The sequence below is a fragment of the Virgibacillus oceani genome, from assembly GCF_041521345.1.
GTDB lineage: Bacteria > Bacillota > Bacilli > Bacillales > Amphibacillaceae > Virgibacillus_N > Virgibacillus_N oceani_A.
Genome location: NZ_JBGOHB010000016.1, coordinates 1 through 15,869, shown reverse-complemented (window position 1 = coordinate 15,869; position 15,869 = coordinate 1). Strand labels below are relative to the sequence as shown.

Sequence of the window (15,869 nt, the reverse complement as noted above, 5' to 3'; positions counted from 1 at the left end):
GACCTGAAGACCAAATCAACTCATTCATTGGGTTTGATAGATAGGTTTACGCGGGGCCACGGAACGGTACCAATGCAAGCAGATGACAAAAATGATGATGACATCAACAATATTCCCCCCCGTAATACATGAGCATACCGCCAGCTTCAGCCTCTGTACGTGCAACGCCAAAAGGAGGGTAAGCATAAATGTACTTGGAGAGAATCTGGTGGGCTGCCAACGTCAGGATAAAGATCACGGATCTGTACATGTAACTGTATCGATGGGAAACCGGATCGATATATATCATAGCAGCTGTAAAAAGATATCCGGCAAAAAAAACATGAAGATGGACAAAGAGATAGAGCCAAGTATATCCATGCATAAGCTGAAATAAGCTGGTCGTGTAAAGCAGCCACAAACCACCGATATTCAAAATGGAGGCTGTAACAGGATGTGTAATAAATTGAAGATACTGGCTTCTCATTATTTTAGTTACATGCCGTGCCCGGTTTACAGGCAGTGTTCTAAGCAAAAGCCGGATTGGTGAAGACAAAACAAGCAGCAAAGGTGACAGCATACCCAATAGCAAATGACCAAGCATATGTAAGGTGAAATTCATATGGACAGCTTCCGCGAGCGGACCGCTCATTACGACAAACGCTGTCAATATACTTGCAGTCCAGAGAACAATACGGTGCAATGGCCATTTACGGAGGTGATCTCTTTTGTTGGAGATAATAACTCCTGTAATATAAGCCCCAATGGCGATCACAGACAGGCTAATAAAAAAAACATCCCAAAAGGGCGACATATTTATGGCATGATGCATATGGTCCAAAAAGATCACCCCTTCATTCGGCGGCGTACCCGGCGTATTATAATCAATCCAGTAATCAAAAGCAGTGCACCAGCAGCATTCCAAACCAAATCATATAACCAAATATTTTCTACATATCTCACTTGATGCACCCGCAAGACTTTATGTTGAATTAATCCATCATATAACTGAAAAAGACCAGCTCCAACCAGCACCGAACCCCACCAATATAACCAGTTTAAAGCTTGACGCCTTCTTAAATCGGCAAGCATAAATAGACCGCCAATAGTTGCAAACCAGCTAAAGGCGTGAAATAAGCCATCCGATATTAACCCTATTTCAGTAGTAGATCGGTCGTAGAAATGGTGCCACTGCAGCAATTGATGAAAAACAGTTTCATCTATAAAGGCTATCATACCCAGTCCAAACAAAAACCCCGACCACCAATTGCGCTTTATGTAAGAAGATTGATTTCTCGCAGAGGTATGAATAACCCTACTATTATCAGCCATTTTCATCCCACCGTATCATAAATCTTATTTTAAAAACACCCATTATCTTTCCCATATAAACCGTAAGTATTAACAGGAATGGCTGTCGGGTGAAATTAATAAAGAAGCTGTCTATTAGAAAAACAGCTTCTTTATTATCTGTTATTAATGGGAAGTGCCATAGCGTCTATGACCTACGGGGCCATTTCGCATAATATAATGGTGGAAGAAATACTCTCCTACTGCAAGAATTACAGCGGAAGTGAGTGCTGCTCCTGCCATGGTTCCCATATCTATACCTGTCAGCATAATTCCCACTAACCAAACGACGACCAATGTTAAACCAAGGTCAGAAATAGTTGCTACCAAATTACCATTTTTAGGAAGCACCCCGAGATCTCCGACTAGATAGGAAATAGCTCCGAGTGCCACTGTCGTGATTAGTACGTTCACAAAAGACATTCCAAATCCGAAACCCAGGACTAAATAAAGTACGACAAGGGTGAGCAGACCTTTAATCAACAATGCTTTTCCGTGTTGCATGATGTCTCCCTCCAGTTGTTTTGTCAGAACCAACTGACTGACTATTAGTCCATATAGACTTTTCTTCTCTTGGACTTGTTAAAAACTATTCCCTTAGATCCCTCGGGACTAAACCCGATTCGTATTCTTATACAGGAAAATGAAGTATCCAAAGTGCAGTTATGTAGAAACAAAAATATTTGCTGGATATCCAGCAAAAACAAAAAATCCCAGGTTATTTAAACCCTACAGGATTTTTCAATATAACAATAACCATTTGTAACTTTTAGCAAAAGTTAAAATGAAGAAATGCTGTGAAATACCTCTTCAGATAAAACTGGAATATCATGTTCAATCGTGTACATACTCTTGTCGACAAATCGTTCAATCCATCCGCTCAAATTATCCTTATCGAAACTGCGACGAATGGCAATAAACAATTCAATCTCCCGCAGTTTCAAAAATAGAGGAATTTGCTTTAGCCAAAATCGATCCAACGCATTTTCCTGTGTGTATCCCTTCATGAGAAGATCCAAAAATTGTACCGCCCTTGCTTCAGACTGATCTTCTTCCTTCAGATGAAGCTTATAATAAAACAAGGCGATGGCGATATCCTGCACAAACCAATGATAGACACAATCGTCAAAATCAAATACTGTGATCTTACCATTGTTCACGAAGAAATTCCCTCTGTGAATATCTGCATGAATAAGACCGTATGTGTGTTGGTTCTTCGGAAGCTTATACAGCTGTTCCATTTGGTTCAGCATCTTTTCATGGATGAATCGTTCTTCATGAGGAAGGTAATCCTTTGCCTGAGTAAGCAATGCTCCGTCATGCCATGCATGCCTTTTGTTCTCTCCCTTTTGAGGTTCATAATTTATTGATAAAGCATGAAAATGGCCGATTACCCTCCCCCATTCTGTGATGATCTCAGGATTTAAATCCTCATTCTTCACATGCCCGCCTTTTGCTTTTTCAAAGGATGATACCAGGAAATAAGAATCTCCCACATCAACACACTCAATCCATTTGCCCTCCACCGATGGAACAGGCCTGCAGACATGCGCTCCATGCGCTGCCAAATAATTCACAAAATGGACTTCCGCATCCATCATTGACATCGTCCTATGTGACTGATGGGTAATCCTCAGAATATAATTTTGATATTTTCTCGAATACTCATAGATAAAACTCTCAAACCCACCGATTTTGGTTACATCATCTTCTTTTAATCCGAATGTCTCAACACATTTAGCAAATATATCATTCGTCAGTAATTTTTTAATATGTGCTTCCATGCCTTCACCTGCTTTTCTATTAGATTCCAGAATCAAAAAGGCTACATGCTAATTACATGATCTCCCTAAGGTAAGGTGGTAAGAATAAAAAACCGCTTTACTAATTGCCTGCTGTAAGGTTGAATACAGATTGGGTTTGTAAATGGCATACCGCAACAGCTTGGATGCCATTTACAAACTCCTATTCTTCTGTATTAATAATTAATTTACCTTCTGCCAACTCACGAGTTACGTTTCCAAAGCTATCCCGTACAGTAACTTCAATCTGTGCCCCTTCAGCATAGGCATTAATTGGAACTGTCCAATAGCCGACATATTGACCGTCATCCAATTCCATCATTGGCAGTTCTGTCGCATTGGAAATTTTTGCACCTAAACCAGTTAATGGCATATGAATCACAAATGTTGCTCTTAATCCTGGCTCACTATCAAATTCAATCTTTACACTTTTGCCAGTTTCAAGGTATTTATTCTCTGTTGGTCTAAGGTTTTCTATTATTGGTCCATCGAATTTCACTTGTATTGTAACGGACTTTGTTGTAACATTTCCGGCCTTGTCCACTGCAACAGCTTCAATTTCGTTTTGGCCATTATCAAGCAAGATACGCTGTGAATATTCGCCATTGTTTACATTTGCTTTTTGTCCGTTCACCTCAACATAATCAAGGTTATCATCATCTATTTTTCCTTCTACAGTTATTGTTTCCCGATTTGTCTTATCCCCGTCCTCCGGGTTTTCAATGGTCAAATCTGGTGCAACCGTATCTAATGTTACAGTAACAGGATCAGATTCTCCAATAGGATTATCATTAATCATGGAAATAGCAGTCAATTCGTTTTCTCCTTCTGTTAATTCGATTGAAATAGCGAATTCACCTTCATCATTACTGTTAGCAGATCCGGCATTTTCTCCATTGTTCATCAATTGCACAGTTGTATTCGGTAGTGCAGTACCCTGAACTGTAATATTTTCTTCATTCGTAATATGGTCATTAGCTGGTGATGTAATCACTGGTTTTTCCATTTCATAGCTCACTCGTGAGCGAATCATATAATTCCCCTCACTTGCATTTGCTTGCGCCCATACACCGTCAATTTGTTGATAGCTTCTTGAAGCATAAGGACCATCTTCATCTGTTGCTAATCCAGGAGCATATGGGTTATCGTCTGCTTGAATATAAACCATGTAGAAATCCCCATTTACCATGATATCGTGCTCCCGCAAATCAACAACCGTCCATTCATTCAAATCTCTTATTGCCTCAGCTTCAAATGGACCTGCCAGTTTATCACCAGGTGTGCCATTTTGTCCAGTTGCATCCCAAACTTCGATGAAAAATTCTGTGCCTCCTGGAACTGGCCAATCATCATCATGGAATTGAAATATACCTTCTGTCACAGTGGCAGTTTCCCTAAACTCAGGCAAGGACATTTTTACTGCCCAACCGTAACCTGCATCAGAAAATGCACGTGCATTTTCAGCAGTTCCGTCATCGTATCCAATCGTTTCATCCAGTGCTGGTATCAACTCGACATGTTGCTCCAGGTCATCATTTCCACTAATGGATATTTCTATTTCTTTACTTTCAAATCCAGGTGCTATAATTTGCATCGTATATTCACCTTCGAAGGCTTCAATAGAGTAATAGCCATTATCATCTGTCTTAACTGGTGAAACTGCTGCGTCCTCTATTAAAAACAGTGTTGCTTCATTAACAGGTTCTTCAGTGTGGTTACTTGTAACTATACCTGATAATGTTCCCTTTGGAATAGGCTGTAGAGTGAGGTTCGCTTCCACTGCGCCTTCTTCAGGTACTACAACGGATTCTGTTTCTGAATAATAACCATAAGCATCTGCTTTAAGGGTGTATGTGCCAGCTGGATGGATTAATGAATAACTACCATCAGTTGGATTTGTATTTACAGAACGCTCGGTTTCAAGTATATTAACATTTGCATCAATTGGTAATGCAGGATTGTTTTCTTCACTTTTCTTTTCCGTATCATCAGGTTTATGCATAGAACTATTGATATAGTTTTGGTCCATTACCCCGTTAATTTCTTCATGTGCTTCAATATTGAGTTTACTATCGATTGAAATTTTTTCCATATTATCATCTAATTGTAATGGTGTATCCGTTAATGCCACGTCGTCCAGATACCACCCGGCATCTGTATCTTCATCATCTGTAGAAAGATGAAAAGCAATGTATATGAATTGTTCTGTATAGTCAGAGAGATCAACCTGCCCATCCACCCAACCAGAGCTAGAGGCGGTATATTCCAAAAGGCTTTCCCAGCTTTTTCTATTATCGGTAGAAACGTAAATAGAAGCATAATCACCACTATCAAATGCATACCATTGTTTAAATTGCAGGTAGGCTTCCCCATCAGGCAAGTAAATCGGTGGCGCCATTAACATATCATCTCTATTATTTCCATAGTCACCTTCAAGTTTTGTTGCATAAACATTTTCTCCTGAATAGGCCTCCCCAGGGCCAGAGGCAGGAGCACCATGTTCCCAATCCCCATTCCATGACCAACCAACAGTGTCGGTTTCAAAATCCGTGAAGTAGCCGAGGGTAATCCCATCAAAATAAATATCAACTGTATAGGGATCACTTTCCACTGTATTATTGCCATAGTCCGTTATTTTCCATTTGTATGTCATGGATTCTGCTAGTGGAGGGACATGGAAAGTTCCACGGTATATTCCATCTTTGTGATCGCCGGAAAGCCTGAATGCTGTTACCGTCTCCCAATTTTCATTCTCTGACCTGCGAAATTGGAGTTCGACTTTTTTAACACTGACATTATCCTGAACAGATATAGTCAACCTCTGATCCGTACCACCAATTAAAGGTCCTAGAGGTGGTTCATGCTGGTAGGTAGGTGGTTCTAGGTCTTCACCTTCTTCCATTATTTCACCCTGAATTCTGCTCACGCCATCTGTTACACGCTGAACTGCCTCGTAGGCATTAAGTAAACCATAACCATAACCGTTATTAGGTGAATGAGGATAGTTTTCATCCGTAAGCGGTGTTGTAGTATCCAAAAAGATCTGTTTCAAATCAGATGGTGAAAGAGTAGAATCTACTTGAAGCAACATAGCTGCTGCTCCTGCCATATGTGCACTGGATGCTGCAGTACTATTCCATTCCTCTTCATATTCACCATCGATTGCAGATGTACGGATATGAACTCCAGGTGCACTAATGTCTGGTTTAGTTTCTCCATAAGGTGATGGACCTCTTAATGAAAAAGGTGCGAGCTCGTCATTTTCATCTGTTGCCCCGACGGTTAGTACCTCCGGATAGTTTCCTGGAGGGGAAATGTTTAGGTCATCTGTCGGATCTCCATCGCCACTTTGAAATACTGGAAGAATACCTGCTGCTATCCAATTACGAACCATAGGTCTAAAAAATTCATTTTCACCAACGCCAAAATCCCATGCATTATTGATTATATCTGGTGCCATTTCGGGATGTGGTATTCCATAGGAATCTTTTGGAGCAAGCAACCATTCTCCTGCTAACAATAAGTCAAAGTCGCTTGTATCCCCATAAGGAGTATAGGCGTTAACTGAAATCCATTTTGCGCCGGGAGCAATGCCAATCAGATCTGCTTCTCCCTCATCTTCTCCAAGGATTGCTCCCATAACCTTAGTCCCATGACCAATGGGATCAATAGGTTCTTGGTCATTTGAAATCCTATTGTACCAGTTGAATTCATGGTTGGGCTCATCAGGGTTGGAAGGGTCGTAACCGCGATATTTTTCCTTTAAAGCAGGATGTTCCCAATCTACACCAGTTCCAATTGTGGCAATAACTATTCCTGAACCATCTATACCCATATCCCAAACTTCAGGAGCACCAATACGCTCAATGTTCCACCCGATGGCGTCGTCAATCAAACGCTTATCTGTTTCTTTGGTTGATGTATTTATCTGAGCAGTCGAGTCAAGCTGGTATGTCTCATTTAGTAAGATTTTGTCAATTTCCGAAAAGGTTGATAGTTCTTCAGCTACTTCTCTCGTTCCAGTAACTGCTATAGCATTGACGATATAAAGTGACTCAAAATCATCCACGTTGCCATCTATTTTTTGTTTTTCTAAGTATTCTTTTACATTATGTTGTGTCTCTAAAGCCTTTCCTCGTAGTGCTGATACAATAGACGATCGCTTAGTTAAATCTGTTTTCGCTGCTGTATGATTAAGCTGTTTTGATTTATTCACAGACTCGGCAGCCACTTTCTCTGTATCTACTTGTTCTTTGAACTTAAGTAGAAAGGTTACTTGCTCATTCTTTTCAAACTCCTTTAGTAAGCTTTCCCCCAGTTTTTCATTGATGTTGTTGTTATTGATAGAATGTAATGATTGGTGCAAATCATTACTATTTCCTGCCACTAAAAATGCAGGTGGAAATAAGGAAAATAATAAGAGTAACGACAGGATAATACTTAATGTACCTATTTTACGCTGTTTTTTCTTCAATTTTTTTCTCCTTCCTGACTCGTAATTTATGTACTTGGATTTTGTAAGCGATGACAAAGTTGATTTTCATTGTATTTTAGTATGAATATCAGCACTTTTGATAATTTGTTTGGATATTATGTAAAATTATAAACAGAGTAGACATTACAATTTTGAAATAAGTAGAAATATGTAGTTTCTTAAGAGGACGAATGTACTTTCAAGGTGATGTTTGCAACAAGCGATGTTGTTCATGATGTTATATTTATTCCCATTTACTTATTGTGAAAGTTTTCTCTAATACAGCAAGTGTGCTGTAAGTTTAACAGGTTACCATTTGACTAAAAGCCGTGAGCAGTTCATCTCAGCCTTATTAGTTCGAATTCAATGTGGTGCTGAAATAGTCATCTATTTTTATTTCTAGAATGAATATTTATCCTATAATTATGTCGAATATAGAATTACATCGTCATTATATAAGAGATCATCAAAATAGGGAATGAGTAATTAGTACAAATTCTATTCATTGCAGCTCTACAAAGGTTTGGAAAAATAGGGAATATAGACCATGCTTTCCCGGCCTTAAAAATGAAAATGCTTTATTTTACCTTATGTAAACTTGGAATTCCTATTTCAACCGTATTGTTGATAGCAGCATGGTAATATCATAAAATAGTACATATGGTATATGATAGAATGAGAGTAGTTTATTCAACATTTAACATCCGGAAATTTCAGCACCTTTTTCTTCCACAGACTTTATTCTATTTCATTTATCTCGAAAGTATCAGTTACAATTTTTGTTTTACAACTTTTGCATCATTTGGGAATCATTTTTGCTACTGACAACCCTTTAATACCCTAAAATTACAATTCTTCTACAACCAAAGAAAGCTACCCGTCACTCTGTTTAGTTAGATAAGTTATTTATTGAAAAGATCGTCAATAGCTTGAACTTTTCTAGGCCAATTATATACAGGTTTAGTCTGTCCGGCCGAAATAAATCTTCTTGAACGAATTAGGTTTATATTCGATTGTATGTGCCAGCCGTACCAATCCCCCAAACAGAACCTTTTACAAGAAATAAGTGACCAGCCCATTAGAGCGGGAGGCTATGGTGTAATTGGAACTTCCGTTGAATTAAAAAAATTCATTAAAAATAACCACTGCAAAAATTTCACTGCCCTCCGTAATATGAGCAATCGATAAGAAACCGTTCCTTTTTTATAATGTATAATTTATTGAGTGAACAACATTTAAAAGGAAGGCTGATGTAGATGGAAAGTATTGAACATTTACTAGAAGTAAAAGTTCCGGCGGAAAAAGTGTATGAGGCATTAACGACAGAAAAAGGACTTTCGGAAGTATGGACAAATGATTTAAAGGTCCATAACCAAATCAATGCCCTCAATGAATTCCGGTTCGGTGACAATGATGAGTCCAAAATGCGTGTGATGGAACTTGTGCCTGGTAAAAGAGTCTCATGGAAATGTATTGAATCAGATGAACCGGAGTGGGTGAATACAATCATCTCATTTGATATTGAGGAAATCCAAGGGGAAACGGAAATCACGTTTCGCCATATGAATTGGCAGAAAATCACCGGATGTTACCGTTCCTGTAATTATAACTGGGCTATTTTTTTAAATAGTCTTAAACAGTATTGTGAAGAAGGAAAAGGACAACCTTATCAAAAGCGAAGATTTTAAATTAAAGCAACAGACCCACCCAAATGTATTCTATCCGAGTATGTGTACGACCGTTATGACCGATTGATTAGGTTACTAGATTTGAATTTGAAGTACTTCCACATCGATTAACATACGTCTTAGTCTATTCAGACAAATTTTAACCATTCGTTATTTATATTCCTTGTAACAGAATTTATTACACTTGATGGTGTTATGGAAGGTCCAGGCGGTGGTGATAAATCAGAACACGGCGGATGGAGTGCTCAGTTCTGGAGTGATGAAGCGGAAAAGTTTAAGCACAATGAACTATTTGAAAGTGATGCTATCTTGCTGGGGCGAGGCTTTACAGCTGAATGGCCCACGATGACAGACGAAAAAGGATTTGCTAAAAGAATGAGCAGCCTTCCAAAGTATGTTGCTTCAACAACACTAGAGGAAGTAGAATGGAATAATTCGATCTGCATGACCTTATCGATGAATACAGACTAATGGTTCATCCAGTTGTTGCGGTGGTGGCAAGCGTCTATTTAAAGAAAACTTCGATACAAAGATTTTGAATCTTGTAGAGACACAAACGTTTAAATCTGGCATTGTAGGTTTAATTCAGGTGACCATTAGCAGTGAAAGAAAGCATTCACATTTCCTGCTGCTCTGATTGCTGGCTAAACCATGCCCTAGAATTAAACACACTGATAGGGATTGTGGCAAAAACTGTACGATGTTACTACTTCTACTAGTATCTAACACATCACTTTTGGGTATTCGGATCATCATATGGAATGTTTATTCCTTTTTGCCCGAATACCCTGACTTTTTGGTAACCTATCTGGAATTAAGCCTTATACACTTAATGCAAAAATAAAAGATGTCATAGCTGTAAGACTTGTGATGGTTCGAATATGATTCCAAGCAGTCCATTTGAAAATGTAATCTTTCCATACAGCTATACTTTCCGAATCTGTAGCATCTACACGGGCTAGTACATTGTTCAAAGGAACATTGCATACAACCGTGACTATAAAACTGCCAAAAAGATATAATAAACTGCCTACAAGTAAATAAACAGAGCCTGGATTCCCCCAATGAAATAGGGAAATTACTGTAAGTAGCACAGAGACTAACGCATTTCCCATAAATACAATCAGAAACAATCGGTTTAGTACCGATATGTTTATGGATTGCATAGCAGCAATCCCTTGCTCCGTGGGAAGCCTAACAAGTGCACGCATAATAAATGACGAAAACGCAAAGAACAATCCGGCAATTAACCCTGAGCCAAGAGCTGCACAAAAAATTAAATAGGAAGTAAGTTGCTCAATCATTTTTCATCATCCACACACCCGTTGCGGCGGCATCTCTTGCATACAAGCTAAAATCTTTCGGCTCTCGTCCTAAGGCGCGCTGTACGCCGTTTGTGATATGGGAATTACGACCATCCAGAACTTTAGTAAATAACTCCACCATTAATGATACAATATCTTCAGGCAAGCCTTGCTGCTGTAGCTCAGATATAAACTGTTCTGTGGATATATTTTTATAACGTATTTCCCGACCACTTGCTTTGGAAATTTCTTCAATCGCTTCTTTAAAAGTAAGTGCTCTTGGCCCAGAAAGTTCATAAATCTGACCGATGTGTTTATTGTCTGTTAGTGCCGCCACTGCAACATCTGCAATGTCTTCAACATCTACAAACCAGCTTGAACGTAAAATCGTCCAGTCTGAACCAGAATCTTGAAGCGCTTTCTCACTCCGCACTGCCTCTTCTTCACCACGCCCGGATAACAATACTAATCTTTTTACGTCTTTTTCAACTGCTAGTTTTGCAAATGAATCAATTGCTTCTGCAGCTCCTGGTGAAGCCAAGTCTGGATAATAAGTTATATAGACAGCATTCACCCCCTCCAACAAAGATTTCCAAGTACTTTGATTGTTCCAATCGAAAGCAGGTTTTCCTGAGCGGGAACCAATTCTTATCGGTAACCCTCTCCGTGTAAGTCGTTGTGCAACTCTTCTTCCGGTTTTTCCAGTCCCCCCAAGAATTAAAATAGGTCCTTGTTCACTTCTCTTATAATTCATAAAAAAAGCCTCCTTGTACTCATATTTACTTAAAAGCTAATGCTTTGATTTGATTGTATGTACAAACAAATATCAGACAGAAAATAAAGAATATATTACTCTTTATTTTCTAAATGATTGCTTACTTGATCTAAATGAAGTGTTAATTTATCTCCTTCACTTTCTCCCAATATGTCTGTATATCGCCGACGAAGACTCATCCAGCAATCATGTATTGTTTGTTCTAATTGTTTTCCTTTGTCTGTCGTATAAATATGTGCCGTTCGTCCTTCTAAATCTTTATAGACCAAGCCTTTGCTAATAACTTTATCAATAAGACGTGTCACTGTAGATGGTTGTAAATGAAGAGTTTCACCTAATTCTTTTTGGGAAATTCCTTCTCTATCATAAACAACCATTAGTAAGTAGGCATATGTTGGCGATAAACCGCTTTTTGTAAATTCATCCTCTGCCATTCTGGTTATAATTCTGCTTAATCGGCTTGCGGTGAAGTATAAGCATTCTTTTAGATAGTTTTCCAGCAAAATGCCACCTCATTTCTAAACATTATAATAAAAATTTGTTTGCACATACAAATATATAGCAATTTAATTACAATGTCAACCCTAAAGTTACTCTTCAACTAATATGTAAATTAAGCACAAGTAATAGCTACTAATAAGCTAAGCGCACAAAACTGATATATTCGGAATCCGCCCAATCGTCGTATACTTCCCATGAACTGGAGGCAAATCAGAACCGTTGTTCTCAACTGCCCTAATGCCGGTTTTCATCATATGAAAGCATGACATCAATTGTTCCTGCACCACTATGTTGTATTTTGTGATAAAAAGAAAGGTGACACTGTTCTTACTTTGAAAAAGAAACTAATTCCAGATTAATTCTCACGCTATGCAAGTGCTAATCCGGAGTTATAAGAATGGATGTTATTTAGTCTTAGGACTTCAAATTCATTATTTAATAAAATGCAATGCACATCGCAAATGGTAGTCGATAAGGTTTTCAGCAAATTGTTGATCTGGAAATCCTCAGTGAAGCAATTTCAATCCCCCCAGCAGTTAAAGCTATATGATGATGAAATCGATAAAATCACATCCTGTCTGGGTCAAGATTTTCATTCTTTAAATAACGATAATAATTCTCAAAGTGTAACTGTAAACACCTGTGCTCATGTTCAATATCAAAAAATCGGCTCCTTCGATATCAATCAAATAGGGTCTAAATTTTCACTGATTAATATATGACCAGATCCTAGTTCTCCACGTATGAACCCATAGCGACTTCTAGATTCTTTTTTTAGTTCAAGCATATACAGTGTATTGAGTTGTTTTCACTGCAAGTTAGAAATAATTTCAACTCTTTTATTCCTTACTTTTAATTGCCAAAATCAGAACCGACTTATAGAACAAAGAAGGGCATCCTCAAACTAATTTATTCTGTTTTTCATGTTTGCTGATATGGAAAAACAGAAAGACATTAATTGTTTTTGGCTTACTTGGCATGCTTGCAGTTAAATATACATATATAGTGTCCATTGATCAAGGCAATGCCGCTAAGCGACGTTATTACAATGTTTGGCTCCAGCCATTCTATCGCCTACGCTTATATTGAGAATAACGATATGCAGCCTCATAAAATGCCTTTTTAGGCAACCAACCTCTTTTATCCGTTGTCTGAGCAGTTTTATTTGGACAAGCTTTTACAATTCCCAGACTTGCCATATCCAGATCGTACAACGCCTCTTCTGAATAAGGGTGATCTTCTTCAATGAATTGATTGATAAAAGCACCGTAAATATTTTCCCTTTCAAATACTTCAACCAGCTGACCAATATAGTCTGCCTGAACTTGTTCATTTCTAGTATACCTACCGTCTAATATCCGCTCATTAAGGTTACTCCAATCTTGAATCCACCCTCCTTCTCCACCTTTTAATTCAGCTCCTTCATAAGCACAGCAGCCGAATTCAGTAATGACAATTGGCTTATTAAAGCGTTTATAACGTCGTAATCCTTCAACATAATTTGCTGCTGTTGACGTATCAAAGAAATAATTTACCCCTATAAAATCAAACATTTCCCAATTAACGTCTTCCCAGGAACCTGAACCATATGTGATATCACCTCTAAAATACTTCCGTGCTACTTCCACTGTTTGCTTTAGCAACTCATTAAGCCGGCTACTAAACCACGGTAGCAAAAGTCCGAACCATTTTAAGTTTTGGGCTCTACGCTCAAAATCTTTACCGGGTATACTTCCAGCAGTAAATACGCTGATCTCTAAACCAACTTTTAACCCAATTTTATCCTCATGCTTTTCCCTAAGCTTCTCTGCTAAAATTGCCCCGTTCTTAAGTTGAGAAAGCATTTCGTGAGGTTCTGAATCAAAAGATGCAGGGTGCATCCATACAAATAAATCATGCTCAAAAGCATAATGCGCAGCTTCCTCCAAACGGTCAAGATTATCCCCCATCAAAGTTACTGCATTACAGTGAAGGGATTTCCGAATGACTTCAAGGTCATATTTGACGGCTTCTTTATCCCATTTTTCTCTCGATGATTGCCCAGGAGCATAGCTCGAACCAACATCATAAATAATACCCCTTTGTTTCAGGTTTTTGCTGTTTTCTATGTTTGTATTCTCATCTGCATTTTCCATTTTCAATATTTCCAATACTCCGTCTGGTTTTTGCCGTTTGACTTTTAAAATAATGAAATAAGCTGCCAGTATGGTCAGAATTCCCAGTGAAAAATTGAGTACACCTTCCATGTAAACGATCTCATAATTTATTTCATTAAGCAGCAAGGGCACAGTGGCAGATGCTAATCTAAGCCCAACACCAATCCAGATGGTACCTGTCATATGACACAAGAACCCGAGAAACAGGCCAAATCCGAAAAACGCAATAACATCATCCAATTGACCATTCGCCAGTATTCCCCATACGGTAAATAATATCGCCTGTATAAAAATACTTCCCCACATGGACCTGCTTTTTACAAGTTTTCTATATACATAACCTCGAAAAGCCCATTCCTCCGGTAAAATATAAGCCACAAGCATAAGCGGGAGTATGATGAGCGTTAATAATAATAATTCTGATATAGTCATATTCAACTCTATTGTTGCCCAACCTAATACTATGGAGCTAATAATGACAAAAATTGCAGGTAATAACCATGCGGAAAAACCAAGAAACGATGAAGCAATAACCGTAGTTAATCGCTCTTTATAGAATAAACTATGTTCATCAATTTTGATTGATTTCAATTTTGAAAAAAGTAAAATCAATAAAAGGGCGATTCCCATTAACAGGGCTCGCATTTCCAATGTTCCAAACCATGCACCTATAGACTCCATTTGGGCAATGATATATCCTAACACTGTTATAATGATTAAAAATAAGATTAACGAGATGTCAAATTTACTTTGATTCATGTAATCACTCACACCTTTTCACCTCACTTCTTTAATTTAATTTATTCAGGATCGACTTCTTTCCAGTTGGGCTCCTTTTTGACGAAAATCTTCACCGTCACTAATGCAAATGAAAACGGAATGATTCCCAAAATAACGACTTCCATAAGAAAAGGTGTTTCAGATGTCAATTCTTGATTATAAGGATTTCCAAACATCTGCTGCATCGTTTGAAAAGCTACATGAAAACCGACTGCACTCCAGACATTTTCCGTGATTACACGAATCATACCTATGATAATACCAACTGCAAGAAAAAATACAACTCGTTCAAAACTTGGTGCAGCTCCAATGACTAAAGCAAACAATACAAATAATCCACTCTGAATGAAGACCGCATTCAACTTAGAAAATGAACTGTTTAAATTACGATAAAAATAACCACGAAAAATAAGCTCTTCCGGTAACGCCTCATACAGAAATACCAGTATCATCAGCACGATAACAGTAATTAAGAGTTCCCCAAAAGAAGCCTGAACATGTATATTTGTCCACCCGAACATCACAAAAATAATGATAGCCAACATTGCTGGTATAAGGTAGGTAAGACCCCCGATAACAAAAGGTTTCCACCCATCTTTGAATGAAGTAAGCCTCAATCCTCTCCACAGCCGTTTATCAAGGTACTTGCGCGCAAAAATAACCATCGGAATAACTAAAGCAAATATGACTAATGCCGAAATTACATGAGCCGTACGATCATACTCTGCTCCAGCTCTTATCAAGGTATTGACATATCCAGACAGCCACCAAATAATAGATGCTCCCATGAAAACAATGAGGATTCTCCAAATAAGTGCTAATCGTTTCTGATCCATGCCTTCACTTCCCTTTTTATAATCATTCGTTAAATCTCAAACAAAATGAATTCTATTCTGAATCACTAGCGTTGCATAAATATTGATTTAATTTTCTGTTTTTATCACTTTCTGGATTAGAGCCAAAAAAGTAAATACCCAATCAAAGGTGGCTCCATCCATTTGGGATTTATTTACAATTAGACTAAAGGGACAGCGACGATTTGTTTGTTAAGAAGCACCTT

Annotated in this window: 11 protein-coding genes and 1 pseudogene; 2 read left to right on the top strand and 10 right to left on the bottom strand. The window is 38.2% G+C overall.

Annotated elements, in window-relative coordinates:
* Positions 1–24: 24 nt before the first annotated feature.
* The 5 genes and pseudogenes from ACDX78_RS12710 to ACDX78_RS12690 form a co-directional block, all read right to left on the bottom strand.
* Positions 25–811: pseudogene (locus tag ACDX78_RS12710) on the bottom strand (cytochrome c oxidase assembly protein).
* A gap of 14 nt (positions 812–825) precedes the next feature.
* Positions 826–1,311, bottom strand: a complete 486-nt coding sequence (locus ACDX78_RS12705; RefSeq protein ID WP_486028416.1) for a DUF2243 domain-containing protein — start codon at positions 1,309–1,311, stop codon at positions 826–828.
* Between the two features lie 144 nt (positions 1,312–1,455).
* Complete coding sequence (locus ACDX78_RS12700; RefSeq protein WP_486028414.1) at positions 1,456–1,833, bottom strand: DUF2512 family protein; 378 nt, start codon at positions 1,831–1,833, stop codon at positions 1,456–1,458.
* Between the two features lie 275 nt (positions 1,834–2,108).
* Positions 2,109–3,113 carry a phosphotransferase enzyme family protein gene (locus ACDX78_RS12695; RefSeq protein ID WP_486028412.1) on the bottom strand — a complete coding sequence of 335 codons (1,005 nt, stop codon included), beginning with the start codon at positions 3,111–3,113 and terminating at the stop codon, positions 2,109–2,111.
* A gap of 181 nt (positions 3,114–3,294) precedes the next feature.
* A complete protein-coding gene (locus tag ACDX78_RS12690) occupies positions 3,295–7,605 on the bottom strand; it encodes a S8 family serine peptidase (RefSeq protein ID WP_486028410.1) in 4,311 nt (1,436 codons plus the stop codon).
* A gap of 1,256 nt (positions 7,606–8,861) precedes the next feature.
* On the opposite strand from ACDX78_RS12690, the gene ACDX78_RS12685 reads away from it, so the two are divergent.
* A complete protein-coding gene (locus ACDX78_RS12685) occupies positions 8,862–9,293 on the top strand; it encodes an SRPBCC family protein (protein WP_486028408.1) in 432 nt (143 codons plus the stop codon).
* 195 nt (positions 9,294–9,488) lie between these two features.
* Positions 9,489–9,764 carry a dihydrofolate reductase family protein gene (locus ACDX78_RS12680; protein ID WP_486028406.1) on the top strand — a complete coding sequence of 92 codons (276 nt, stop codon included), beginning with the start codon at positions 9,489–9,491 and terminating at the stop codon, positions 9,762–9,764.
* A gap of 350 nt (positions 9,765–10,114) precedes the next feature.
* On the opposite strand, the gene ACDX78_RS12675 is transcribed toward ACDX78_RS12680, so the two are convergent.
* The 5 genes from ACDX78_RS12675 to ACDX78_RS12655 form a co-directional block, all read right to left on the bottom strand.
* Positions 10,115–10,597 (bottom strand): anthrone oxygenase family protein, encoded by a 483-nt coding sequence (locus tag ACDX78_RS12675; protein WP_486028404.1) that lies wholly within the window; start codon positions 10,595–10,597, stop codon positions 10,115–10,117.
* Positions 10,590–11,351, bottom strand: a complete 762-nt coding sequence (locus tag ACDX78_RS12670; protein ID WP_486028402.1) for an NAD(P)H-binding protein — start codon at positions 11,349–11,351, stop codon at positions 10,590–10,592. Before ACDX78_RS12670 ends, ACDX78_RS12675 begins: the two co-directional genes overlap by 8 nt.
* Before the next feature lie 95 nt (positions 11,352–11,446).
* On the bottom strand, positions 11,447–11,806 hold the full coding sequence (locus ACDX78_RS12665; protein WP_486028400.1) for a MarR family winged helix-turn-helix transcriptional regulator: 360 nt from the start codon (positions 11,804–11,806) through the stop codon (positions 11,447–11,449).
* Between the two features lie 1,134 nt (positions 11,807–12,940).
* Positions 12,941–14,788 (bottom strand): CPBP family glutamic-type intramembrane protease, encoded by a 1,848-nt coding sequence (locus ACDX78_RS12660; RefSeq protein ID WP_486028398.1) that lies wholly within the window; start codon positions 14,786–14,788, stop codon positions 12,941–12,943.
* 41 nt (positions 14,789–14,829) lie between these two features.
* Positions 14,830–15,645 carry a CPBP family intramembrane glutamic endopeptidase gene (locus ACDX78_RS12655; protein ID WP_486028396.1) on the bottom strand — a complete coding sequence of 272 codons (816 nt, stop codon included), beginning with the start codon at positions 15,643–15,645 and terminating at the stop codon, positions 14,830–14,832.
* Positions 15,646–15,869: the final 224 nt, after the last annotated feature.

What these genes read in the sequence shown, in the direction of transcription:
- ACDX78_RS12705 (WP_486028416.1), bottom strand. Translation starts at nt 1,311, where the DNA reads ATGGCTGATAATAGTAGGGTTATTCATACCTCTGCGAGAAATCAATCT.
- ACDX78_RS12700 (WP_486028414.1), bottom strand. Translation starts at nt 1,833, where the DNA reads ATGCAACACGGAAAAGCATTGTTGATTAAAGGTCTGCTCACCCTTGTC.
- ACDX78_RS12695 (WP_486028412.1), bottom strand. Translation starts at nt 3,113, where the DNA reads ATGGAAGCACATATTAAAAAATTACTGACGAATGATATATTTGCTAAA.
- ACDX78_RS12685 (WP_486028408.1), top strand. Translation starts at nt 8,862, where the DNA reads ATGGAAAGTATTGAACATTTACTAGAAGTAAAAGTTCCGGCGGAAAAA.
- ACDX78_RS12680 (WP_486028406.1), top strand. Translation starts at nt 9,489, where the DNA reads ATGGAAGGTCCAGGCGGTGGTGATAAATCAGAACACGGCGGATGGAGT.
- ACDX78_RS12675 (WP_486028404.1), bottom strand. Translation starts at nt 10,597, where the DNA reads ATGATTGAGCAACTTACTTCCTATTTAATTTTTTGTGCAGCTCTTGGC.
- ACDX78_RS12670 (WP_486028402.1), bottom strand. Translation starts at nt 11,351, where the DNA reads ATGAATTATAAGAGAAGTGAACAAGGACCTATTTTAATTCTTGGGGGG.
- ACDX78_RS12665 (WP_486028400.1), bottom strand. Translation starts at nt 11,806, where the DNA reads ATGGCAGAGGATGAATTTACAAAAAGCGGTTTATCGCCAACATATGCC.
- ACDX78_RS12660 (WP_486028398.1), bottom strand. Translation starts at nt 14,788, where the DNA reads ATGAATCAAAGTAAATTTGACATCTCGTTAATCTTATTTTTAATCATT.
- ACDX78_RS12655 (WP_486028396.1), bottom strand. Translation starts at nt 15,645, where the DNA reads ATGGATCAGAAACGATTAGCACTTATTTGGAGAATCCTCATTGTTTTC.